Source organism: Delftia sp. GW456-R20 (genome assembly GCF_001622915.1).
GTDB lineage: Bacteria > Pseudomonadota > Gammaproteobacteria > Burkholderiales > Burkholderiaceae_C > Comamonas > Comamonas acidovorans.
The window spans coordinates 91,063-111,501 of sequence record NZ_LWCN01000005.1; the positions used below are offsets into that span (position 1 = coordinate 91,063).

Here is a 20,439-nt window from a genome sequence, read left to right on the forward strand (position 1 = left end):
GGCAGCCTTGGTTACTTGCGCCGGGACTGGAAAGGCCCCGACGTGCGTCCTGCACCATGCAAAACCCTGGGATTATAACAAGCGCGCCCTGTCCAGCATCCACACATGCTTTGTGGCCCCACACCGCGCCGGCCGACAGCCCGCCCAGAATGCCGCGAAACCTGCAGACATTCATAGATCACGGGAGGGCAACACCATGGCAACGCGTTTTTCATTCACTGCTGCAACCTGGCGCGCACATCGGCAGCAATGCACCCTGCTCTGCCTAGTCGCGGCCCTATGCCTGGCCCTGCCGGCCCAGGCGAGCCCTCACCGCTCCGACACATCGGCCGCGCAAGGCGCCAAGCGCAAAAAAGGCGGACAGCGGGTCCGTGTTCCAACCCAGCGCAGCAGTTCCGAGGAATCGCCCGAACAACGCGACAGGCGGCTGTACCGCGAATGCCAGGGCCGGCACAACGCCGGGGCATGCGCCGGATATACCCGGCCGCCACCCGGCAGACAGCAGCGCTGAGGGTTCTCCAAACAAAAACAGTCCTACCCCGGAGTCCGATAGCGGCAAAGCCGGCAACACCTTTTCACCATTGGATTTTTTTACGCATCGTCATGCCGAATGACCCTGCACCAACGGTACGACTCCTAATTGTTGAGGTCAGAAACAGATTTGTCTGAAAGACATGTACGAAGAACCCCAATAGATTGAGCGGCGCGCAAAGACAACCAGCGCTCCGCAAGCAGATCGACGGGGAGGGATTCAAGACATGTCATCGACCTGGCCTCAGGCCCACCCGGGCACACAAGGCTTCACGGCCATCGAGCTGATGGTGGTCGTCGCCATCCTCGCCGTGCTCACCACGCTGGCAGCACCCAGCTTCCACCTCATCATCGAGCGATGGCGCGTTCGCCAGACCGTCGAGGGCCTGCAGTCGACGCTGCAATACGCGCGCTCCGAAGGCGTGCGGCGCGGGGGCGGCGTCTTCATCCAGAAACTACCCCAAGGCACCAACGGCTGCACTCTGGCTGCACGTCACGCGGACTGGGGCTGTGGCTGGGTAGTGTTCGTTGACCGCAATGGCAACAAGCGCTGGGGTCCCCGGGAAGAACTACAGCGCTTCGACACTCCCGCACGCACCCTTGTCATCCGCTCCAGATCCGCCGCCATCATCAGTGTGGACCGATGGGGACAAATGGGTGGATTCACGGCCATGGGCTTCGCCGTCGCCCCGTCTTCCGCCGGCCTCGTCTCCGCTGCAGCGAAAGGCATCTGCGTTTCGTCCGGCGGACGTATCCGTGTGGTCGGCCGGGAAGGCATTCCATGCGCCTGACAAGTACCCCCGCCCGGCACGCCAAAGGCTTCACCCTGATCGAAACCCTGGTTGCCACCGTCGTCACGGCCTTGGGTGTTCTGGGAATCCTGAGCCTGCAGATGCGCACCCTGGCCGACACCCAAAGCGGCGTGCGCCGCGCTCAGGCCATCCGGCTGATAGAAGACTTCAGCGAGCGCACCCACGCCAATCCCAACTCCCTCGGGCAGATGGGCAACTACGAATCCGATTGGGATCACACCCCTGAATCCACCGCCGACTGCAGCGCCACACCATGCGACCCGGAAACGCTGGCCAGCTACAACCTCGCGCTGTGGAAGGCTTCCGTGCACCAACTGCTGCCAGGCGGAGCCGCCAAGGTCTTCCCTGCAGCAGACGACGTCAGCAACGGACGCCACCTGGGCATCGTGATCAGCTGGCGTGAAAACGAGAAATCCAGCAAAGCCGGCTACAAAAAACCCATCGGACTCCATAGCGATGGCACACACGGCGACGAAGCCATGGCCTGCCCCACCGGCAGAACCTGCCACCTGCAATACATAGCGCTCAGCGCTCGTTGCGCGCCATATCTTGCCAACAACGCAGTCCAGTTCTTCTGCGCAAGCCCATGAAGCACACCCGCATCGCCGCCGCAACGCTTATGCAGCCTGATCAACGCGGCCTGAGCCTGGTCGAACTGCTGGTGGGCCTTCTCCTGGGACTGTTGATCATCGGCGTGGCCCTGGGCGCACTCATGGCATCACGCGCCGTCTCCGGCACCGTCAGCGATGCCAGCCAGCTGCAGCAGCAGGCATCCCACATCTTCCGCGTCATGGGCCGGCAGATCCGGCAGGCGGGGTCTCTTCGGCTGCTTCTCTCGTCTGCAAAAAAGGGAACAGACACCGTTGACGTGGCGGACCCCGTTGCATTCGAGGCGAGCGCACAAGATTTCGACCCTGTGCACGACACCATCCTGGGCCTTGATGCGCCAGGCCGCGCTCAATACAAGCTCACCGTGGGCTACAGCAACTACACGCAACCGCTGCACGGCTCGGCCATCGAAACTTCACTGCAGCGCAATTGCCTGGGCCAGGCCAACAGCCACAACCTGATCCTGAGCCGCTTTGCGCTGGACGCCCGCAAAAACACCCTGCGCTGCACCGGAGCACCCTCTGCGGGAGCCCAGCCACTGGCCCAGAACGTCGCAAACTTCCAGGTGCGCTATCTGATCCAGTCGCCGAAAGGTGATGCACGCCTGCAGTACGTCAACGCAGCCGCCGTGGGCCAGGACTGGTCACGCGTCGTTGCCGCCGAGGTCTGTCTGGTGCTTTTCGGGATCGAAGTCATCAACATGCCCGCCAACAGCCGCTACACCGATTGCGCAAGCAGTGACGGCACAGCCGAATCCATCGACATGACCACGCTGCCGGCGCCCAGGACCCGGCGCCTGCACATGGTCTTTCGCAGCGTGTACCAGTTGCGCAGCCAGGGGATGGCTGGATGACCGCCAAAGCAGCAGGCATGCGGCATGCCCACACCTGTGCCGCGCGGCGCCAGAAAGGCGTCGCACTGTTCATCGTGATCACCCTGGTCATGCTTTCCATGCTGCTGGCACTTTGGGCATCGCGCAGCGCCCTGTTCAACGAAATGTTCGTGGGCAACGATGCCGACTACCAACGCGCCCTCGAAGCTGCACAGGCATTGCTGCAGGATGCCGAACTGGACATTCGAGGCGAACAGGCCAACGGCGCCGCCTGCATCGCCAACAGCATCCGTCCATCCGTCTGCCGCAACGCTGCAACCATCACCCAGTTTCCCCAGGAAACCCAGCAGGTAGGTCTGCTGCTGGCCAACCTGAACCGAGCCACCCCCACAAGCTGCCGAGACGCCCTGTGCACCAAGCGCACAGGGCCTCAGGACTTCTGGAACAACGTGGACGACACCAAAGGGATCACGCTGAGCCAGATGACCGCCCCCGATGTAGCCGCACGCTATGGCCAGTTCACGGGCGCCATTTCTGAAGGCAAGAGCAATCCCATCCTGGCAAACCGTGAGACAGGAAAGGGGGGGTGGTACTGGATAGAGATCCTGCCCTATGACGCCAACGCAGGGAACTCAGGTCTCATCGCCAATGACTCACCCCGTCTGGCCCTCTACATGCAGCCCCAGGTGATCTATCGCATCACAGCCATCGCTCACGGCCGCAAGAACGGCACCCAGGTGGTGCTGCAACAGACCTATGTCCGCCAGAAGCGCCGCGACTGATTCAGAACGCCTGACATGCCTTATCTCTTCCACCCTGGGTTCCGCCCCCTCCTGCTGCCAGCCGTGATCGCCGCACTCCTGGCCGCGCAAAACAGCCAGGCCCAACGCTTCTCTGAGGCAGGTACGCCAGTTTCCCTGGCGCAGAGAGAAGACAAAGAATTTGCCACGCCCATTGAAGACTGCCGGACAGGCCTGACAGCCGATGCCAAGGGCCGCAGCAGCTCCGCCACTTCCAACGGCAGCGTGATTGCACAGGCAGGAGTGGACATATTCACGGCCCGCTACAGCGCCAAAGCCGCCTGGAGCGGCTGGATCAACGCGGAAACGGTCCAAGCCGACGGGAGCATCACCGCAGCAGCCGGCTGGCAAGGCAAAAGCACGGCTGATCACCTGGATGCACTCAGTGATCAACAGGTACTCAATGAACGCCTGATCCTGACCTGGAGTGACAGACTGCAAAGGGGCGTGTCTTTCCAATGGCATGAGCTGGACCGCCCACAGAAGGCCTCTTTCAGCGTCGATGCCGAAGGCAGGGCAGACAAACTGGGCAAGCACAGGTTCAACTTCATACGTGGCGACCGCCGCATGGAAGCTGCGGGACAACCGCCGCGCCCTGACCCAGCCCACCCTTTTCGCCAACGCGGCTCGCGCCAGGGCGATATCGTCAACTCCCAGATCTGGCACACCGGCCACCCCGTGGACAACTCGCCTTTGCCGGGCTACGCGGCCTATGCGCTCGCCCAGCAGAAGCGCCAGCCCATGATTTACGTGGGCGGCAACGACGGCATGCTGCACGGCTTTTCTGCCACTGACGGCAGCGAGAAGATCGCCTACATCCCCCGTGGCGTGATTTCGGGGCTGGCCCGCCTTTCCGACCTCGATTACGACACCCGGCATCGCTACTTCGTGGATGGCTCTGCCATGAGCGGCGACATCAACTCGGGCAGCCATGCATCCCCGCAGTGGCGCACCGTGCTGGCAGGCATGCCGGGCGCCGGTGCCAAAGGCTACTTTGTGCTGGACATCACGCACCCAGAGGCTTTCAACGAACACGGCGCCGGCACGCTGGTCCTGCTGGACCGCACCCAGACCCGCAACAGCGATCCCGGTGACTGCGCCACCTCCGCCGACCTCTGGCAGCGCACCACTTGCCAGGAAGACAAGGACCTGGGCCATATCTTTGCAGCCCCCGTGCGGGACGATGCCAACCCGCAACGCAGCATCCAGATCACGCAGTTGAACAACAACCGCTGGGCTCTGGTGACGGGCAACGGCTACCACAGCATCAACCAGCGACCCGTGCTGCTGATCCAGTACCTCGATGGCAACCAGGAGCTGCTGCGCATCGTGGCCACAGGTGACATCCCCACCGGCACCACACCGGAGACCACCAACAATGGGCTCTCCGCACCACGCCTCGTGGACATCAATGGCGATGGCCGGCCCGATGTGGTCTATGCGGGCGACCTCCAGGGCAATCTGTGGAAATTCATCATCGCCAGCGATGCCTCCTCCGCTTGGGGCATGGCCTTCAACGGCCGGCCGCTGTACACCGCCATGGGTGGCAGTTCGCCAACGGCCTCTCGCGCACTGCGCCAGCCCATTACCGCCCCTGCGTCCGTGCGAGCCAATGACCAGTACAGCGTCACCACAGAACCCAAAGGAAGCGATGAACGCGTGACTGTGGGCGGCATGCTGGTGGCATTCGGCACAGGACGCAACATCACCCAGCAGGACACTGGCAACACGGCGGTGCAGAGCATCTATTCCATCCTCGACAACACCCGCTACAAGCTGCTCGCGGACGGCCGTGTACAGCCTTGCACGGGTGACCCGGACTCTGAGTGCAAGCTGCCTGCAGGGGAGCGTCCAGCCCCTGTATCCGGCATCGGTGAGCTGGCCAAACGCTCGGTGAACCCCCAGACGCAAGGGATCGTAGGCCGTGGCACCTGGCAAGTGGACTCCACCACCGACCTCGACTGGACGCGGCACAAAGGCTGGTACATGGACCTTCCCCTGTCAGGTGAGCGCCTGCTCAAGCCGATGAGCTTCTACGACGGCAGCAACCTCCTCGCGATCTACAGCCAGATACCCGCCAGATCCTCCAGGCGTCCTGGTGAAGCCATAAGCCGCCCCGCTGATGCCTGCAATGTGAGCGAGGAAAGCCAATTTCTGACGCTCATGAACATCATGGACGGCAAGCGGCCCAGTGTTCCATTGATGGACAGCAACGGCGACGGCGTCTACGACACGGCGGATCAGGAAGCCTCGCGCGCAACCGTCTCCGGGGGATCCCAGACATTGCTCAACAAAGGCCATCACGCCATTGGCTACGACACCGATGGCCGCCGCAACGTCCTCGCCCGCATGCCCGAGCAATCCCTGCGCCCCAGCTGGCGCCAAATGAAATGAGCCGCACGATGCGCCGCCCTCCATCCCCGGGCTTCACACTCATAGAACTCATGATCGTCGTGGCCGTCATAGTCATCCTCGGCACCGTCGCCGTCCCCAGCTACAACGAATACATCCGCGGAGTCCACCGCGCCGATGCCCGCGCCGGCCTGCTGCAGGCCCAGCAATGGCTGGAGCGCGCAGCCACGGCCAACGGGGTCTACCCAACCAAGCTGCCTGCAGACCTGACTTGGACCCGTGATTCCAGCAAGCGCTACACCATCGACTTTTTGGCAACCAGCGGCCACGACGACGACACTTACACCCTGATTGCCACGCGCCGTGGCTCCCAGCTCAACGACCGATGCGGCGATTTCACACTGACCCATACGGGCGAGCGCGATGCGCGCGGCCTGGGTGTGAATACCACGGCGGTGGAGTGCTGGGGGCGGTAGTCTTACAAGTTCAGAGTGCCAGCTTCCTGACCTGTTAATGCGCATCCGCGACACAAGGACCCAAGGAGATCCGAGTGAGCGCGTCTACCTGGTAGGTTTACGCACCTTCCCCCTCTCGATCAGCAATCGGCAAGCGACTGCCTGACGAACTAAGCAGAGGTTTACACAGCGCACCACTCATCCCGCTGCCTGAGCCATCCATCCGGAATGAACTCCCAACGCGCATCCAGAAATCTAGGATGCGCCAATGTACGCTGCCCCTCCCACATCCAGCCTGTCCAGCCAACAACAAAGGCTGGTCGCACGTGGCTTCACCACAATCGAACTGATGGTTGTGATCGCCATCATCACCATACTGGCTGCGTTGGCAGCACCCAGCTTTCGGCCACTCATCGAACGATGGCGTGTACGCGCAGCAACCGAAGACCTTCAGTCCATCCTCTATTACGCGCGCTCAGAAGCCATCAAGCGCGGTGGAAAGATCGTCCTCAAAAAGATCGCCAGCGGCAATGGCTGCACTGCGGCCGACGCCAACACCCAGTGGGGTTGCGGCTGGACCGTCTTTATCGATGCCAACAACAACGCCACCCAGGACTCAGGTGAACTGACGCTTCAGACATCTTCTGCCCCTACCAAGCTGGAAATCAATCTCGCAAGCAGCAACGGATATATCACGGTGGACCGTTGGGGCCAGCTTGCAAGCGCCGGAAGCAGCAGTTTCAATTTCCGCCTCTTCCCCCAAGGCTCAAATGCCACCAACTCGGCCGCTGCAACCCTTTGCGTGGCAGCAGGGGGAATGATCCGCCGATTGAATACGGGGGATGGCACATGCTGAATCTCGAAAAATCCTTCTTTCAATCTCGCATTTTCGAAATCGGGCTACCTCCTTTGCTTTCCATGAATATCCATCATGGCTTGCAGATCCGACACGCAGCACCAGCACCAAGAACCACCATGAAAACAATACGTATGGCCAATATTCAATCTGGCATCAGCCTGATCGAATCTCTTGTCGCCATTGTCGTGATGTCATTGGGCATTCTTGGAATACTCGGCTTGCAACTGCGAAATCTCGCAGATACGCAAACCAGCCTCAACCGTGCCCAAGCCATTCGACTGATAGAAGATTTGAGCGAGAAAATTCAAGCCAACCCTAATGGCCTTGGCAGTCTTAGTGCATATGAAAGCACCTGGAATGACACCCCTACAGGCACATGCGCAACAGACGGATGCACCTTGTCGGAGATGGGTGCCTACGACGTCAAACAATGGAAAGAGGCTGTCAAAGCAACTCTTCCCAAGGGAGACGCTGCCATTTTTATCAGCGCGGTAGACAGCGCCGCTGAAAATCGCCGACAACTGGGTGTGATGGTTGCTTGGAAGGCCAATGAAAAGGAACACAAGGCAGCCGATGGAAGCAACGATGAGAAATATACCGAGCCATTTGCGCCAGCCAATACAGGGAGCGCCAGCATAAGCTGCCCAGATGGGTTGATATGCCACCTCCAATATATTCAACCCAATCAGCGCTGCACCCCTTTCCCCATGGGATCGTCAGATGGCAAAGTACCCGTTTATTGCCCAGGCTGAACCTAACAACCAAAGAGATAGCTCATGAGAATAAAGACACACCACTCAACCAAAAAATTAGTTCCTCCATTGCATCAGACGGGAGCTACACTTCTTGAGCTGTTGGTAGGGATCACCATAGGACTATTGACGGTGGCAGTAGGCATCGGTGCCTTGATGATTTCTCGGGGTGTCTCAGGAACAGTCAGCGATGCCAGCAACATGCAACAGCAAGCCGCTTATGCCTTTCGGGTGATTGGCTCACAGGTTCGCCAAGCGGGCACAATTCAACTGAGCCTTGATGCCACTGCATTCACACCTTCAGAGACGTCCTACGCCATGCTGCCCGTAGCATTCGACCCCCCAGATCCTGCTGGACAACGCCCGATGTTCAGCAGGGGAGAGAAAATGCTTAAAGGCATTGACAACCCCAGCAGCAGCGAGTATGCCTTGAGCATTGGATATCAAAATTATCAAGAACAAATAACACCTCCTCCCCCTGCAACGGATCTGGTTTCCGGGAATCAGTTGCGAGACTGCCTTGGTGAAAACAAGGGCGTGTCATCAAACTATGTTATAGAGAGCAAATTTCGAATATCCAGCGATAACGAACTTTTGTGCGAAGGTGTCGGCGGCACTGCAAAACCAATAATCCGAAATGTCAAAGACATGAAGATTCGCTATCTCATACAGGAACCTACCAGTGCAAAGACTGGGTTTCCGAAAACCATATATACCAATGCCTCCACAGCCTCTTCATCGCCTAACGGTTGGCGCGATGTATATGCGATCGAAGTCTGCCTGGAGCTGGAAGGCACAGAAACCATAGATACAGCGGGAGCCAACTACACGAAATGCGATGGCAGCTCCGTTTCTCGAGGAAATCGCCTGCGCATGGTCTTCAAAAACACTTTTCAAATTCGTAGCCAAGGCCAGGTGCAATCATGAATGGCGCGCCCCATTCTCACCATTCCCCCTCCGGTCTTCTCCAAAGATCCAGGCAGCGAGGCATCTCGCTATACGTCATCATCGTGCTGGTTCTTCTATCCATGCTTTTGGCATTGTGGGCATCGCGAACCACACTACTTAACGAAATGATTGTCGGCAACGATGCAGATTACCGTCGGGCCTTTGAGGCAGCACAAGCGATGCTGCAAGATGCAGAAATGGATATACGCGGCGTCAACACTGACGGTTCCTTCTGTGTACCAGACTCTTCCAAAGGAGATATTTGTCGCAGAACAACTTCCGCGTATTTCGACATAGAGACAAAGGATCTTCCCAAGCTCATTAATTTCCTGGATACCCAGGATTCAAAATGCTACAAAGGCATCTGCCAGAAGTTCAAAGATCCACAGGATTTTTGGCATGACCCTGACCGCCTTGCTCAGATGACTGCAGCAGGCGTTGGCGCACGCTATGGACAGTTTACGGGAGCAAAAACTGGCGACGCAGGAAACCCGATACTCAACATCACAGCCACTCCAAGCGATATGAAGCAAAGGCGTGGTGCCTGGTATTGGGTTGAAGTACTTCCCTATGTAGATCCCAACATTTCCCTGCTAGGTGGCGTTCCACCTGGTTCCAACGTGGAAACATTTTCACCCTCCCGCAAGAAAAGGTGGGTTTATCGCATTACGGCACTGGCCAGAGGACTAAAACCCGGAACAGAGGTTGTACTCCAATCTGCCCTTTCCCTCAGCTTGGCCGAATAAATAGACGGAGAAAATCATGAAACGTCCTTCATTTCCACAGCAAGCCCTCGTCTGCGCCTTAATCTCCGCATTCACGAACCCATCAGCATTTTCCGCAGAAATCCCGCTTGCGCAGTATCCTGCAGGCTCGGCACACAAAATGCCCATACCGAACGTGGTGTTGTCGGTTGATGATTCGGGAAGTATGGCCTGGAATGATGCGGGAGGCAGTGCAACGAGCAGTCAGCCGTCACGCATCTCTTCACTGAAGAACGGCCTGAAAAATGTCCTGATCAATACCAGCAAGTACGACAACCAGTTTCGTCTCGCATGGCAGTCAATGTGGCGATGCAATGATATCCCCAGCAGCCAGTCAGGATGCGATGGCAACAATGCCATGGCAGTTTTCTCCGGCACGCACAAAACAAATTTTTCCACGTGGGTGGACTCCATATCCGCCAGTGGCGGCACCCCATCTCATACGATGATGTGGAATGCAGGTCAATATATGAAGACCACTGGCAAGGATAGCCCGTGGAATGCGACTCCTGGCGTGGCCGATAGCAGGCCCATTTCATGCCGCAGGGCATACCACGTCTTCATGACCGATGGTGGCTGGAACAGTTATCTGCCAAGCACCAGCTTTGATGCCTTCGACTTTCAAACCAAGATGATCAGCACCCATGCGGAGGCCATTGGAAATTCAGATGGAACAAGCAAGGCACTTCCACAGCCGGATGCATCGAAATATGGTCCCACACTGACCTATAGCACGACAAGCGACCAGACCAAGATATATCGAGACAGCTATGGAGGGGGCACGAAAAAACAAACCATTAGCAAAAAAGACTATTATTACGCATACCCTACTCTTGCCGACATGGCTTTTCATTATTGGTCGACTGATTTGCAACCCAACATCGGGAATCAAATACCCTTTGAGCCCAAAAAATCGACGGATGAGACATTCAAGGTGGGCAACAAATCTGTGACCATCAAACCAGAATGGAATCCCAAGAATGATCCGGCAACATGGCAGCACCTTGTCACCCATACGATTGGGTATGGTGCACGCGCCAGCAATTGGGACAACAGTGGAAGCAATCCCATCTTCACGAATGGCATGTATGGAGACGGCTTCACAGAAGCCATCTTAGGCACCAAGACGTGGACGGATGCTACCGACACTGATTACGACGGCAGTTACACCAGCGGAAGTCGCCGCGGCCAAGCCATTACCGATTATGTCCGCCCTGAAGAGCTATGGCATATGGCAATTAACAGCCGTGGGAAATTCTTCCCTGTACAGACCGGCGCCGACCTGGAAAAAGCATTTGACGAAATTTTCACATCGATTGTCGCGGACAATACAAGTCCGCTGACAGGCTTCACCAGTGCTTCAAGTTCCATCAGCCGCAACAATACGGAATCCTTCCAATCAGGCTACGTTGCTGCCGAGGATCTCAACTCAAACAAGAACCGCTGGAGCGGCTTTGTCGCATCCGAGAAAATCTCTATCGTCGTAGATCCACAGAATCCTCAGAACATTACCTGGTCCACGGCCCCCAACCCATCATGGGGCACCAATCCAAACAAAACAGCTCCTAACAATCACATGACCACTGCTGACAAGCTTGATGCCTTGTCCCCGGCAGACATCACCTCTCGACTGATCCTGTCCCACGATGGAAGCGCCGGAATATCTTTTGAGTGGGGAACGACAACACCACTGAGCACCGCACAACAAGCACTCCTGAATCTCACGCCCAGCGATGGTCGCGGCAAAGACAGAGTCAACTATATTCGCGGAGATCGCAGCAAGGAAGAGAATCAGACTAATGGCGTTTTTCGCCAGAGAAAGTCCCGCCAAGCAGACATTGTTAATTCCAACATATGGTACGCAGGCCCTCCATCGCTAAGCTACAGTGCGAATAGCTATATCAGCTATGTCGGCGCGCAGAGCAAGCGCATCCCCATGCTTTATGTAGGCGGCAATGATGGCATGTTGCATGGTTTCTCCGCAATTGATGGCTCTGAAAAAATAGCCTACGTCCCGCGCGGGGTCATCAAGAACCTTCCAGAGTTTTCCAATACTGGATACACTCACCGATATTATGTGGATGGGTCTCCTTTCACAGGTGATGTCAATCTTGGGACGCAGAATTCCGCCAATTGGGCCACCTACCTAACCGGCACACTGGGTGCCGGAGGAAAGGGTTATTTTGTTCTTGATGTCACAAAACCAGGAACCACCGACGGTCTGATTTCCTCGAACTTTACAAAAACCAATGCCAGCACCCTGGTTATCATGGACAAAACTGATGCCGTTGACGACGATATTGGTCATATTTTCGGAACCCCGGTCGTTGATGAGGCGAACCCTCAAAGAGCATTGCAAATCACGCAAACCAACAATGGGCGCTGGGCAGTCATCATGGGTAACGGCTACAACAGCATCAATGAAAGGCCTGTTCTACTGATTCAATATCTGGACGGCAACAAAGAACTCCAGAAAATCTCCGCCGTCCCCGTCACCACCCCCAAGAATGCGGAAGCAGATCAGAATGGTCTATCCACTCCACAGTTCCTTGACGTCAATGGCGACAGCATTCCGGATATCGTCTATGCAGGAGATCTGCGTGGAAATATCTGGAAATTCGACATCTCCAGCAATAATGCATCCAATTGGGGCGTCGCCTTCGATGGTCAGCCATTATTCACTGCCACCTATTCCACGGGGGTGACCGGCAGTGCCACAAGCCGGCAACCGATCACCACGCCACCAGTACTACGCCCGAACAGACAGGTCGGCGGACTGATGGTTGCCTTTGGCACGGGCCGCAGCCTGACTGAAGGTGATCGCACGGACACCGACTCCAAGCAGACCGTCTATTCTGTTCTTGACAACACGCGCTATAAAATAAGCTTGACGGGAGAAAATAAAGGCAAGGTAGTCGCACAAACCTCAGACCCCACCCCTGCAACCGTATCCCGTTCCCAGCTGATGAGTCAAATGATCGAAGGCGCCAAGAAAGGCGGAGAAGCATCAAGCGCCAGTCGTGATTTCTGGGCGGTCACTGAAAATCGTGCTATTTTTGACTGCCAAGGAAAAACCAATTGCACTGCGGTCAAAGGATGGTATTTCAATTTACCCGAAGCTGGAGAGCGTGTCCTCAGGGCCATTGAGTTCTTTGACGGAAGCAGTGTTCTCGAAATCATGAGTGAAGTACCGGCATCTGGAGGCGCTACAGCTGGTTCCGAAGAAAGCTGTGAACCGACACCAAAGGCCGCAAAGCCTTTCCGCACCCTGCTCACAATTGATCAAGGCGCACGCCCGCGGACACAGATTCTCGACCAAAATGGAGATGGTCTTTACAACGCCGGTGACAAATACGCCAACCGCATGACGGCAGATACCAAAGAACTTCGCTTCAGTACAAAGACACTGCAGATCCGCAAGGGCAGCAGTGGAGGCGCTGGTGGTGGTGGTGGTGGTGGCGGCTGCGGCCCCAGTTGCGATCCTTTGGCGAAAATCCCAGAGTTGCTGCTGCGTCCCAACTGGCGACAACTCAATTAATGAAGATTGATCGAGAATGAAATCATGATGAAAAGATCTTCTGGATTCACGCTGATTGAGTTGATGATCGTAGTCGCTGTGGTCGGCATACTTTCAGCCATCGCCATGCCAAGCTACAACGAATATATTCGGCGTGGGCATCGGGCGGAAGCCCGGGCCGGCCTTTTGCAAGCGGCGCAATGGCTTGAGCGGGCGGCAACTTCCAACGGAACCTATCCGCTCACCGCCAGTTTCCCTGCCTCCTTGAAGACAGTTCCCTCCAATCGCTACGATATTTCACTGAACTCCACGGATGGAAGCACGTTCACCGTGACGGCAACGCCCAAGGGAGCCCAAGCCAACGACAAGTGCGGCAACTACACCTTGACGCAAAGCGGATTGCGCGGCGCCAACGGAGCCACGACAGGCACCATCGTCTCCGACTGCTGGGGCAAGTGAACACCGGGTAGATACCGACCTGCCAGGCGCTGACCGAGCCCAGGCTTGTTACCATCCCAGGCACCATGACAAACACCGTGCCACACATGCACCAAGCGCTTGGGCTCGCCGCCCAGGCGCTTTTTCTTTCCTCTCCCAATCCTCGCGTGGGCTGCGTGCTGGTGGCACCTGATGGCCGGGTCGTTGGCCAGGGGTTCACTCAGCAGGCTGGCGGCCCACATGCCGAAGTGATGGCACTGCGCGATGCCGTGGCCCGAGGCGAGGATGTGCGCGGAGCCACCGCCTATGTGACGCTGGAGCCTTGCTCGCACCAGGGCCGTACGGGTCCCTGCTGCGATGCCCTGATCGCCGCTGGCGTTGCCAAGGTGGTAGGCGCACTGACGGACCCCAATCCCCAGGTCGCCGGCCAAGGCTTCGCGCGCCTGCGCGCGGCAGGCGTGGATGTGGTGGTGGGGCCGGGTGCAGACGAGTCCCGGGAGCTGAACATCGGCTTCTTCAGCCGCATGCTGCGCGGCATACCGTGGGTGCGCATGAAGGCGGCCAGTTCCCTTGACGGGGCGACCGCGTTGCACAACGGCACCAGCCAATGGATCACATCCCCCGAGGCACGCGCCGATGGCCATGCCTGGCGTGCGAGGGCATGCACCATACTGACGGGCATAGGCACGGTGCTGGAAGATGATCCGCGCCTGAACGTGCGGGATGTGGCTACGCCGCGCCAGCCGCGCATCGCTGTTGTGGACAGCCGGCTGGACATGCCGCTCACCGCCCGGGTACTCCAGGGCCCGGCCGAACGTCTGATCTACACCAGCAGCCGGGATGCATCGAAAACCAGTGCACTGCAGGACCTGGGCGCGACCGTCATTCCCATGCCCAACGCGCACGGCAAGGTGGACCTGTGTGCCATGCTGCGTGACCTGGCGGCGCGCGGCACGAACGAGTTGCATGTGGAAGCCGGCTTCAAGCTCAATGGTTCGCTGGTACGCGAGGGGCTGGTCGATGAGCTGCTGCTGTACCTGGCCCCCAAGCTGCTGGGGACGGGTGGCATGGGCATCGCCAGTTTCGGGCCGCTGGACGCGTTGTCCGAGGCCATTGCATTGGCACTGCATGATGTGCAACGCATCGGGCCAGATCTGCGCGTTGTGGCCCGCGTTGGGGACCGCGCCAGCTTCTGACGCGAACAGCGGCTTCCTGGACCACCGGCTGGCGCAGCCGTCCGACACCCGATTGACCGATCCTTGGGCCAAATCTTCGAATCATGTCTGGCGCTCGCAACTTACAGCCCCTTCCATCCACCAGCCTGTTTCGAGGCCTGCGGACCACGCTTGTCCTGCTGGTGTCCGCCGTGGTCTGCGGCTGCGCAAGCAGCTTGCCCTCCCAGGTCGATCGCCCCGTCACTGCAGCGTTGGAAGCCCCGCAAAGCACGCCATTGGGGTCTTTGGTTCAGCAATTGCGGCCTGCCAGCGTCAAGCCTCAAACCTCCGCCTTCACCCTCCTGTCCGGTGCCCAGGCGGCCTATGGCGCCCGGCTGGCACTGGTCGAGGGAGCGCAGCAGACGCTGGACCTGCAGTACTACGCCATCCATGCCGACGAGAGCACGCAGCGCCTGCTGCGCGGCGTGGTCGAGGCAGCACGGCGTGGCGTGCGCGTGCGCGTGCTGCTGGACGATTTCCACAGCACGGGCGCGAATGCGCAGGTCATGCGCCTGGCATTTGTGCCGGGTATCGAGATGCGCATGTTCAACCCCCTTGCGGGCGCGCGCAGCTCGGCGCTGGGCCGGGCCTATACGCTGCTGGCGGATTTCCAGCGGGCCCAGCAGCGCATGCACAACAAGCTGTTCATCGCCGACAACGCCATGGGCGTGATTGGGGGACGCAATCTGGGCGATGCGTATTTCGATGCGGACAGCGCCAGCAATTTCGTGGACCTCGATGTGCTGGCAGCGGGGCCGGTGGTCAATGACCTGTCACGCAGCTTTGACAGCTATTGGAACAACCAGCGCGCCTATCCCGTCCAGTCGCTGATCAGCCTCAAGGAGCTCAAGCAGTTGCGCGAGCGCTTTGCGGACGATGATGACCAAGCGCAGGAGGACGACCCCACACCTGCCGTTCCCCCAAAGGAGGCAAAGGCAGATGACCAGACGGCCGAGCAGCGCCGGATCATCTGGGACCAGCAGCCCATGGATTTGCGAAAGGCTCGCTGGACCTGGGCATCGGCCGCCGTATTGGTGGATGAGCCCGCCAAAATTCCGCTGGACAGGGATGACGGCCCAGGCTCCATCACAAGCGCTGGCACGGATGCGTCCGCACAGGCCAGCCCCGCTCCGCACAGCCCGCAGGCCAGGCCTGCCGGCACGCTGCCCATGGGCCAGCCGGCTGGCGCCCTGCGCCAGGCGGCGCGTCCGGTGCTGGAGGCCGATTCGGTGGTCGATGGTCTGCTGGCCCTGGTGCGCAAGACCCGGCGCGATCTGCTGGTGGTCTCGCCCTACTTCGTGCCGGGCCCGGACATGATGGAGGCGTTTCGTGGCGCACGGCAACGCGGAGTGCGCGTGCGGATTCTGACCAATTCGCTGGCTTCCAACGATGCACCCTTGGCCCATGCCGGCTATGCGCGCCACCGCAAGGCATTGCTGGAGATGGGCGTTGAACTGTACGAGATGCGCAGCACGGCGGCCAGTGTCCGCTCTGCATTCGGCTCGGGCAGCACGGGTGGCGGCGGTCCTTCGGGTTCCACAGGCGCATCGCGTGCAATGCTGCACTCCAAGCTGCTGGTGGTGGACGGGCATCTGGTGGCAGTCGGCTCGATGAACCTGGATCTGCGCTCCCAGTTGCAGAACACCGAGATTGCCCTGCTCATCGCCAGCCGCGAGTTCGGCCGCCTGGCCACGCAAAGCATTGACGAGGGCCTGCAGGATGGCAGCTGGCGCGTCGAGCTCGACAAGGATGGCGAGCTGGTGTGGAGGGCCTCGGAAGACAGCGAGCGCGGTGACGAGCACAGCGAGCCCGATGCCAGCTGGGGCCTGCGCCTGATGCTCAAGCTCATTGGCCCGCTGGCGCCCGACCATCTGCTGTGACCGGCCGATCGCGCTAAAGCCCGGCCCACTCCTGGCGCCGCGCCAGCGCTTGCACCCACAGCGTGATCTCGCGCTGGTCAGTCTGCGTGCGCACTTCCTGATAAGCCTGCTCGGCTTCGGGAAAGCGGCGGCGCAGCAGGTTCAGCCATTGCTTGAGGCGGCCTGCGCGCTGGCGCGGCTCCAGGTCCTCGCAGACCATGTCCCAGAAACGCTGGACCTGCGGCACCAGGTCGCTCCAGACCACCTGTGCCGCAAGCTGTTCCGCCGGTGCCTGCCCGCCTTCCACGGCAGCGCGAATGGCCAGCGCCAGGCCTGGGTCGGCAACGATTCCCCGGCCCAGCATCAGATCGCCGCAGCCCGATTGCTCACGGCAGCGCAGCGCATCCTCCACCGTCCAGATCTCGCCATTGGCCACCACGGGCACGGTCACGGACTCGCGGATGCGCGGGATCATGTCCCAGTAGGCAGGCGGACGGTAGCCGTCGAGCTTGGTGCGGGCGTGGACGACGATTTCGCAGGCGCCACCGGCCTGCATGGCCTGGGCGCATTCGGTCATCAGGGTCGTGTCGTTGAAACCCAGGCGCATCTTGGCCGACACAGGCATGGCCGCCGGCACGGCTGCACGCACGGCCCCCACCACGCGCGCGATCTGCTCCGGGTCCTGCAGCAGCGCAGCACCGCCGCCATGGCGGTTGACCACCTTGGCGGGGCAGCCGAAGTTCAGATCGATGCCTTCCGGACCCAGGCGCGCCAGATTGGCCGCATTGGCCGCCATGCTGTCCGGGTCCGAACCCAGCAGCTGTGCACGCACAGGGACACCTGCCAGCGTCCGGCTGCCGTTGTTGAGCTCCGGCATGGTGCGCAGGAACACCTTGTCGGGCAGCACGGTCCCCGTGACGCGGATGAACTCCGAGACACAGCGGTCTGCGCCGCCCACGCGCGTGAGCACATCGCGCAGCACGAAATCAAGCAAGCCCTCCATGGGCGCCAGCAACAGTCTCATCACCTATGTCGCGAGGCCTGCGCCCCGTCTTCCTGTTACAGATCAAACAATATTTCTGCGATCGGCATCGGCCGCCAGCCCCTGGAAATCAGCGCCCGCCCATGCGATGGCAGGCGATTGTGCCCTTGCCGCAGAGCATCGGTCGGACCAGTTGTCATGGCTTCTTCACGCCACGGTCATTCATGTAACGTGCAATCGGGGCTTGTCGGACTCCCTGCCCCCACCATGCTGCTGCAAAAAACCGCCAAGGCCCTTGAAGAGCTGCAGCCCGGCCGCCGCAGCCTGCCGCTGCGCGAGCGCTCGGTGCTGCTGATGGCCGATGGCCGCACCGAGGAGCAGTTGCAGCAGGTCCTGGGCGCACAGGCCGGCGAACTGATCGAACAACTGATCGCCAGCGGCCACCTGCAGCGCCTGGCTGGCCAAGCCGCCGAATCATCACCCCCGGCTCATGCTCAGCCCCCCTCAATGGCGCCGGCCGCTGCGAAGGAATCCACCCCGCCCGGCCCCGCTGCCACGCTGAATCTTGCCGGCACACGCATGTACCTGTTCGATATGTGCGAGCGCATGTTCGCCAACCGCCATGAGGACAAGGCACAGGTGCTGCGCCATCTGCTGCGCGAGGCGCGCGATCTTGAGGCACTGCAGGCCGCCGCCCTGCAGTTGCTGCAGACCGTGCAGGAACATGCGGGCGACGAGCGCGCAGATGCCCTGCGCGAGCGCCTGCGGCATCTGCTGCCCCGGGAGGCAGCGACGGCACAGGGCGCCTAGACGAAACGAAGGGTGGACGCGCGCGCGATCAGCGCGGCGCCAGGCGCCACAGCGAGGTGAGCTCGGCGGTGCGTGCCGCGTGCAGCGGATCGGTGGAGTCCGCAGCCTTTCCATGGCGCGGGCGGATGTCCTCGCGGCCCAGGACCTGCAGACCTGCGGCATCGATCCAGCCCAGCAGTTCCTCGCGCGAGCGCAACTGCAGGTGCTCGGCCAGATCTGACAGGATCAGCCAACCTTCGCCGCCCGGCAGCAGATGTGCAGCAAGGCCCTCGACAAAACCGCGCAGCATGCGGCTGCCTTCGTCATAGACGGCCTGCTCCAGCAAGGAGCTGGCCTTGCCCGGCAGCCACGGCGGATTGCAGACTACCAAGGCGGCCCGGCCTTCAGGGAACAGGTCCGCCTTGCGCAGGCTCACGCGCTGCGCCAGACCCAGCCGCTGCAGGTTGTCCTGCGCGCAGGCCAGTGCCCGGTCGCTCAGGTCGGTGGCCACCACCTGCCGCACGCCACGGTGCAGCAAGAGAGCGGAAAGCACACCCGTGCCCGTGCCGATATCCCAGACCGCGGCATCGGCCTGCTGGGCTGCGGCGGGCAGGGGCGCCTGCGCCACCAGATCCAGGTACTCGCCGCGCACCGGGGAGAACACGCCGTAGTGCGGATGAATGCTGAACTCCGGCATGCCCGGCACGGCCAGGGCCACGCCCTTCTTGCGCCACTCATGTGCGCCCAGGGCACCCAGCAGTTCACGCAGGGGAACGATCACGCTTTGAGCACCCTGGTCGGCGGGAATCTCGCCCCAGGCTTCGCGACAGGCTTCGCTCCAGTCCGGTGCGCGGCGCAGGGCGCAGTGCCAGCGGGTATCGAGCTCGATCATCACGCTGGACAGGATGCGCGCACGCTGCGCGAGTGCCTGGCGGTGCAGGTGGAAGGCGTGGGGAAAGACCGGCTTGGCGTCTTCCTTGCCGGCGCGGCGATGGCGCGCCTTGGCGGAAGTCTCACGTGCGGGCTTGTCGAGGCGGCGGCCCAGGGCCGACAGCAACTGCCGGGCATTCTGGAAATCGCCGCGCCACAGCATGGCCTGGCCTTCGCAGGCCAGGCGGTAGGCGCTGTCGGCGGCCAGGCTGTCGTCAGCGATGACGATGCGGCGCGGTGCGGTCATGGTGCTGTCCGCGCGCCACAGGGCAACCTGGGTGGCCTCGTGCTCCTGCCACTGCAGCAGGGACCAGTTCTGGGAAGAGGACAAGGCCTGCTGCTCCGTGAGTGATGGGTGGATGGTTTGGCGAATCGATCAGTTCAGTGCGCGCTTGAGCCGCACTTCCTCGATCTTGAGAGCGCCGACCTGAGCCGTCTTGGCGGTGGACATTTCGCGCTTGAAGCCGGCGAGCTCATGGAAGCGCAGCGCGCGTTCATTGCGCAGCGGCACCCACGAGGTGACATTGGTGCAGCCTTCTTCGAGCAGGCCGTCGCGTGCGGCGTCCCACAGGGCCACGCCCACACCCTGATTCCAGTGCGTGGGAGCGGCATAGATGGCCCAAATTTCACCGGTGGTCTGGCGCGACTTTTCATCGCGCGAGCGGTCGAAACCGACGAAGCCGACGATCTTGTCGCCGTCGATGGCGACCTGAACCTGGGGTTCGCAAAATTCGATGGCTTCGCGCCAATAGGCCTGGCGTTTTTCTACCGACGACATGCTCTTGAGCTGGTCATCGGGAACCAGACCGCGATAAGCCTCCATGGCGGAAGCAGTATGGATCTGGGCAATCGCTTTTGCATCGCGGAGAGTGGCTGGACGAACCTGGATACTAGACATGGAAAAACCGAAACGAAAACAGGTGAAAATAGAAGGGCGTGATTTTCACAGGAATCGCGCTTTTTGCGTGCGTTGCGGCTCTTAGCCATGCACGCAAG

At 60.3% G+C, this 20,439-nt stretch carries 19 protein-coding genes; 16 read left to right on the forward strand and 3 right to left on the reverse strand.

Annotated elements, in window-relative coordinates; all coding sequences use genetic code 11:
* Positions 1-196: 196 nt before the first annotated feature.
* From A4F85_RS31315 to A4F85_RS24460, 15 genes are all read left to right on the forward strand, one after another.
* On the forward strand, positions 197-511 hold the full coding sequence (locus A4F85_RS31315; RefSeq protein ID WP_082848287.1) for a hypothetical protein: 315 nt from the start codon (positions 197-199) through the stop codon (positions 509-511).
* A 247-nt stretch (positions 512-758) separates the two neighbouring features.
* Positions 759-1,322, forward strand: a complete 564-nt coding sequence (locus A4F85_RS24400) for a GspH/FimT family pseudopilin (RefSeq protein ID WP_082848288.1) — start codon at positions 759-761, stop codon at positions 1,320-1,322.
* Positions 1,313-1,933: a type IV pilus modification protein PilV gene (pilV, locus tag A4F85_RS24405; protein WP_063328104.1), complete on the forward strand. Its 621-nt coding sequence runs from the start codon at positions 1,313-1,315 to the stop codon at positions 1,931-1,933. The genes A4F85_RS24400 and pilV (A4F85_RS24405) overlap by 10 nt, the downstream gene beginning before the upstream one ends.
* Complete coding sequence (locus tag A4F85_RS24410; protein WP_063328105.1) at positions 1,930-2,805, forward strand: PilW family protein; 876 nt, start codon at positions 1,930-1,932, stop codon at positions 2,803-2,805. Before pilV (A4F85_RS24405) ends, A4F85_RS24410 begins: the two co-directional genes overlap by 4 nt.
* On the forward strand, positions 2,802-3,566 hold the full coding sequence (locus tag A4F85_RS24415; protein WP_063328106.1) for a pilus assembly PilX family protein: 765 nt from the start codon (positions 2,802-2,804) through the stop codon (positions 3,564-3,566). The genes A4F85_RS24410 and A4F85_RS24415 overlap by 4 nt, the downstream gene beginning before the upstream one ends.
* Positions 3,567-3,581: 15 nt before the next feature.
* Complete coding sequence (locus tag A4F85_RS24420; RefSeq protein WP_063328107.1) at positions 3,582-5,978, forward strand: pilus assembly protein; 2,397 nt, start codon at positions 3,582-3,584, stop codon at positions 5,976-5,978.
* Positions 5,979-5,986: 8 nt separating this feature from the next.
* Positions 5,987-6,412, forward strand: a complete 426-nt coding sequence (locus tag A4F85_RS24425) for a type IV pilin protein (protein WP_063328584.1) — start codon at positions 5,987-5,989, stop codon at positions 6,410-6,412.
* 247 nt (positions 6,413-6,659) lie between these two features.
* A complete protein-coding gene (locus A4F85_RS24430) occupies positions 6,660-7,247 on the forward strand; it encodes a GspH/FimT family pseudopilin (protein WP_013801051.1) in 588 nt (195 codons plus the stop codon).
* The gene (gene pilV, locus A4F85_RS24435) at positions 7,241-8,002 is read left to right on the forward strand and encodes a type IV pilus modification protein PilV (protein ID WP_082848289.1); all 762 of its coding nucleotides are present in this window, start codon (positions 7,241-7,243) and stop codon (positions 8,000-8,002) included. Before A4F85_RS24430 ends, pilV (A4F85_RS24435) begins: the two co-directional genes overlap by 7 nt.
* Positions 8,003-8,026: 24 nt before the next feature.
* Positions 8,027-8,929, forward strand: a complete 903-nt coding sequence (locus A4F85_RS24440) for a PilW family protein (RefSeq protein ID WP_063328109.1) — start codon at positions 8,027-8,029, stop codon at positions 8,927-8,929.
* Positions 8,926-9,696: a pilus assembly PilX family protein gene (locus tag A4F85_RS24445; protein ID WP_063328110.1), complete on the forward strand. Its 771-nt coding sequence runs from the start codon at positions 8,926-8,928 to the stop codon at positions 9,694-9,696. The genes A4F85_RS24440 and A4F85_RS24445 overlap by 4 nt, the downstream gene beginning before the upstream one ends.
* A gap of 16 nt (positions 9,697-9,712) precedes the next feature.
* Positions 9,713-13,252: a pilus assembly protein gene (locus A4F85_RS29890; protein ID WP_082848290.1), complete on the forward strand. Its 3,540-nt coding sequence runs from the start codon at positions 9,713-9,715 to the stop codon at positions 13,250-13,252.
* Positions 13,253-13,276: 24 nt separating this feature from the next.
* Positions 13,277-13,690, forward strand: a complete 414-nt coding sequence (locus A4F85_RS24450) for a type IV pilin protein (RefSeq protein ID WP_082848322.1) — start codon at positions 13,277-13,279, stop codon at positions 13,688-13,690.
* A gap of 86 nt (positions 13,691-13,776) precedes the next feature.
* Positions 13,777-14,865 carry a bifunctional diaminohydroxyphosphoribosylaminopyrimidine deaminase/5-amino-6-(5-phosphoribosylamino)uracil reductase RibD gene (gene ribD / locus A4F85_RS24455; protein ID WP_442856621.1) on the forward strand — a complete coding sequence of 363 codons (1,089 nt, stop codon included), beginning with the start codon at positions 13,777-13,779 and terminating at the stop codon, positions 14,863-14,865.
* A gap of 83 nt (positions 14,866-14,948) precedes the next feature.
* Positions 14,949-16,763 (forward strand): phospholipase D family protein, encoded by a 1,815-nt coding sequence (locus tag A4F85_RS24460; protein WP_063328113.1) that lies wholly within the window; start codon positions 14,949-14,951, stop codon positions 16,761-16,763.
* A 13-nt stretch (positions 16,764-16,776) separates the two neighbouring features.
* Here the strand turns inward: A4F85_RS24460 and A4F85_RS24465 are convergent, their stop codons facing one another.
* Positions 16,777-17,766 (reverse strand): tRNA dihydrouridine synthase, encoded by a 990-nt coding sequence (locus A4F85_RS24465; protein ID WP_063328114.1) that lies wholly within the window; start codon positions 17,764-17,766, stop codon positions 16,777-16,779.
* Positions 17,767-17,991: 225 nt separating this feature from the next.
* Here A4F85_RS24465 and A4F85_RS24470 point away from each other — a divergent pair, with 225 nt between their 5' ends.
* The gene (locus tag A4F85_RS24470) at positions 17,992-18,534 is read left to right on the forward strand and encodes a hypothetical protein (protein WP_063328115.1); all 543 of its coding nucleotides are present in this window, start codon (positions 17,992-17,994) and stop codon (positions 18,532-18,534) included.
* 28 nt (positions 18,535-18,562) lie between these two features.
* Here A4F85_RS24470 and A4F85_RS24475 read toward each other — a convergent pair whose 3' ends face one another.
* Both A4F85_RS24475 and A4F85_RS24480 read right to left on the reverse strand, forming a co-directional pair.
* Entirely contained in the window at positions 18,563-19,774 is a 1,212-nt protein-coding gene (locus tag A4F85_RS24475; RefSeq protein ID WP_063328116.1) for a N5-glutamine methyltransferase family protein, read from the reverse strand.
* 45 nt (positions 19,775-19,819) lie between these two features.
* On the reverse strand, positions 19,820-20,341 hold the full coding sequence (locus tag A4F85_RS24480; protein ID WP_012207003.1) for a GNAT family N-acetyltransferase: 522 nt from the start codon (positions 20,339-20,341) through the stop codon (positions 19,820-19,822).
* Positions 20,342-20,439 lie beyond the last annotated feature (98 nt).

Bases quoted from the DNA above. Each gene is read 5' to 3' on its own strand.
- A4F85_RS31315 (WP_082848287.1), top strand. From the start codon at position 197: ATGGCAACGCGTTTTTCATTCACTGCTGCAACCTGGCGCGCACATCGG.
- A4F85_RS24400 (WP_082848288.1), top strand. From the start codon at position 759: ATGTCATCGACCTGGCCTCAGGCCCACCCGGGCACACAAGGCTTCACG.
- pilV (WP_063328104.1), top strand. From the start codon at position 1,313: ATGCGCCTGACAAGTACCCCCGCCCGGCACGCCAAAGGCTTCACCCTG.
- A4F85_RS24410 (WP_063328105.1), top strand. From the start codon at position 1,930: ATGAAGCACACCCGCATCGCCGCCGCAACGCTTATGCAGCCTGATCAA.
- A4F85_RS24415 (WP_063328106.1), top strand. From the start codon at position 2,802: ATGACCGCCAAAGCAGCAGGCATGCGGCATGCCCACACCTGTGCCGCG.
- A4F85_RS24420 (WP_063328107.1), top strand. From the start codon at position 3,582: ATGCCTTATCTCTTCCACCCTGGGTTCCGCCCCCTCCTGCTGCCAGCC.
- A4F85_RS24425 (WP_063328584.1), top strand. From the start codon at position 5,987: ATGCGCCGCCCTCCATCCCCGGGCTTCACACTCATAGAACTCATGATC.
- A4F85_RS24430 (WP_013801051.1), top strand. From the start codon at position 6,660: ATGTACGCTGCCCCTCCCACATCCAGCCTGTCCAGCCAACAACAAAGG.
- pilV (WP_082848289.1), top strand. From the start codon at position 7,241: ATGCTGAATCTCGAAAAATCCTTCTTTCAATCTCGCATTTTCGAAATC.
- A4F85_RS24440 (WP_063328109.1), top strand. From the start codon at position 8,027: ATGAGAATAAAGACACACCACTCAACCAAAAAATTAGTTCCTCCATTG.
- A4F85_RS24445 (WP_063328110.1), top strand. From the start codon at position 8,926: ATGAATGGCGCGCCCCATTCTCACCATTCCCCCTCCGGTCTTCTCCAA.
- A4F85_RS29890 (WP_082848290.1), top strand. From the start codon at position 9,713: ATGAAACGTCCTTCATTTCCACAGCAAGCCCTCGTCTGCGCCTTAATC.
- A4F85_RS24450 (WP_082848322.1), top strand. From the start codon at position 13,277: ATGATGAAAAGATCTTCTGGATTCACGCTGATTGAGTTGATGATCGTA.
- ribD (WP_442856621.1), top strand. From the start codon at position 13,777: ATGCACCAAGCGCTTGGGCTCGCCGCCCAGGCGCTTTTTCTTTCCTCT.
- A4F85_RS24460 (WP_063328113.1), top strand. From the start codon at position 14,949: ATGTCTGGCGCTCGCAACTTACAGCCCCTTCCATCCACCAGCCTGTTT.
- A4F85_RS24465 (WP_063328114.1), bottom strand. From the start codon at position 17,766: ATGAGACTGTTGCTGGCGCCCATGGAGGGCTTGCTTGATTTCGTGCTG.
- A4F85_RS24470 (WP_063328115.1), top strand. From the start codon at position 17,992: ATGCTGCTGCAAAAAACCGCCAAGGCCCTTGAAGAGCTGCAGCCCGGC.
- A4F85_RS24480 (WP_012207003.1), bottom strand. From the start codon at position 20,341: ATGTCTAGTATCCAGGTTCGTCCAGCCACTCTCCGCGATGCAAAAGCG.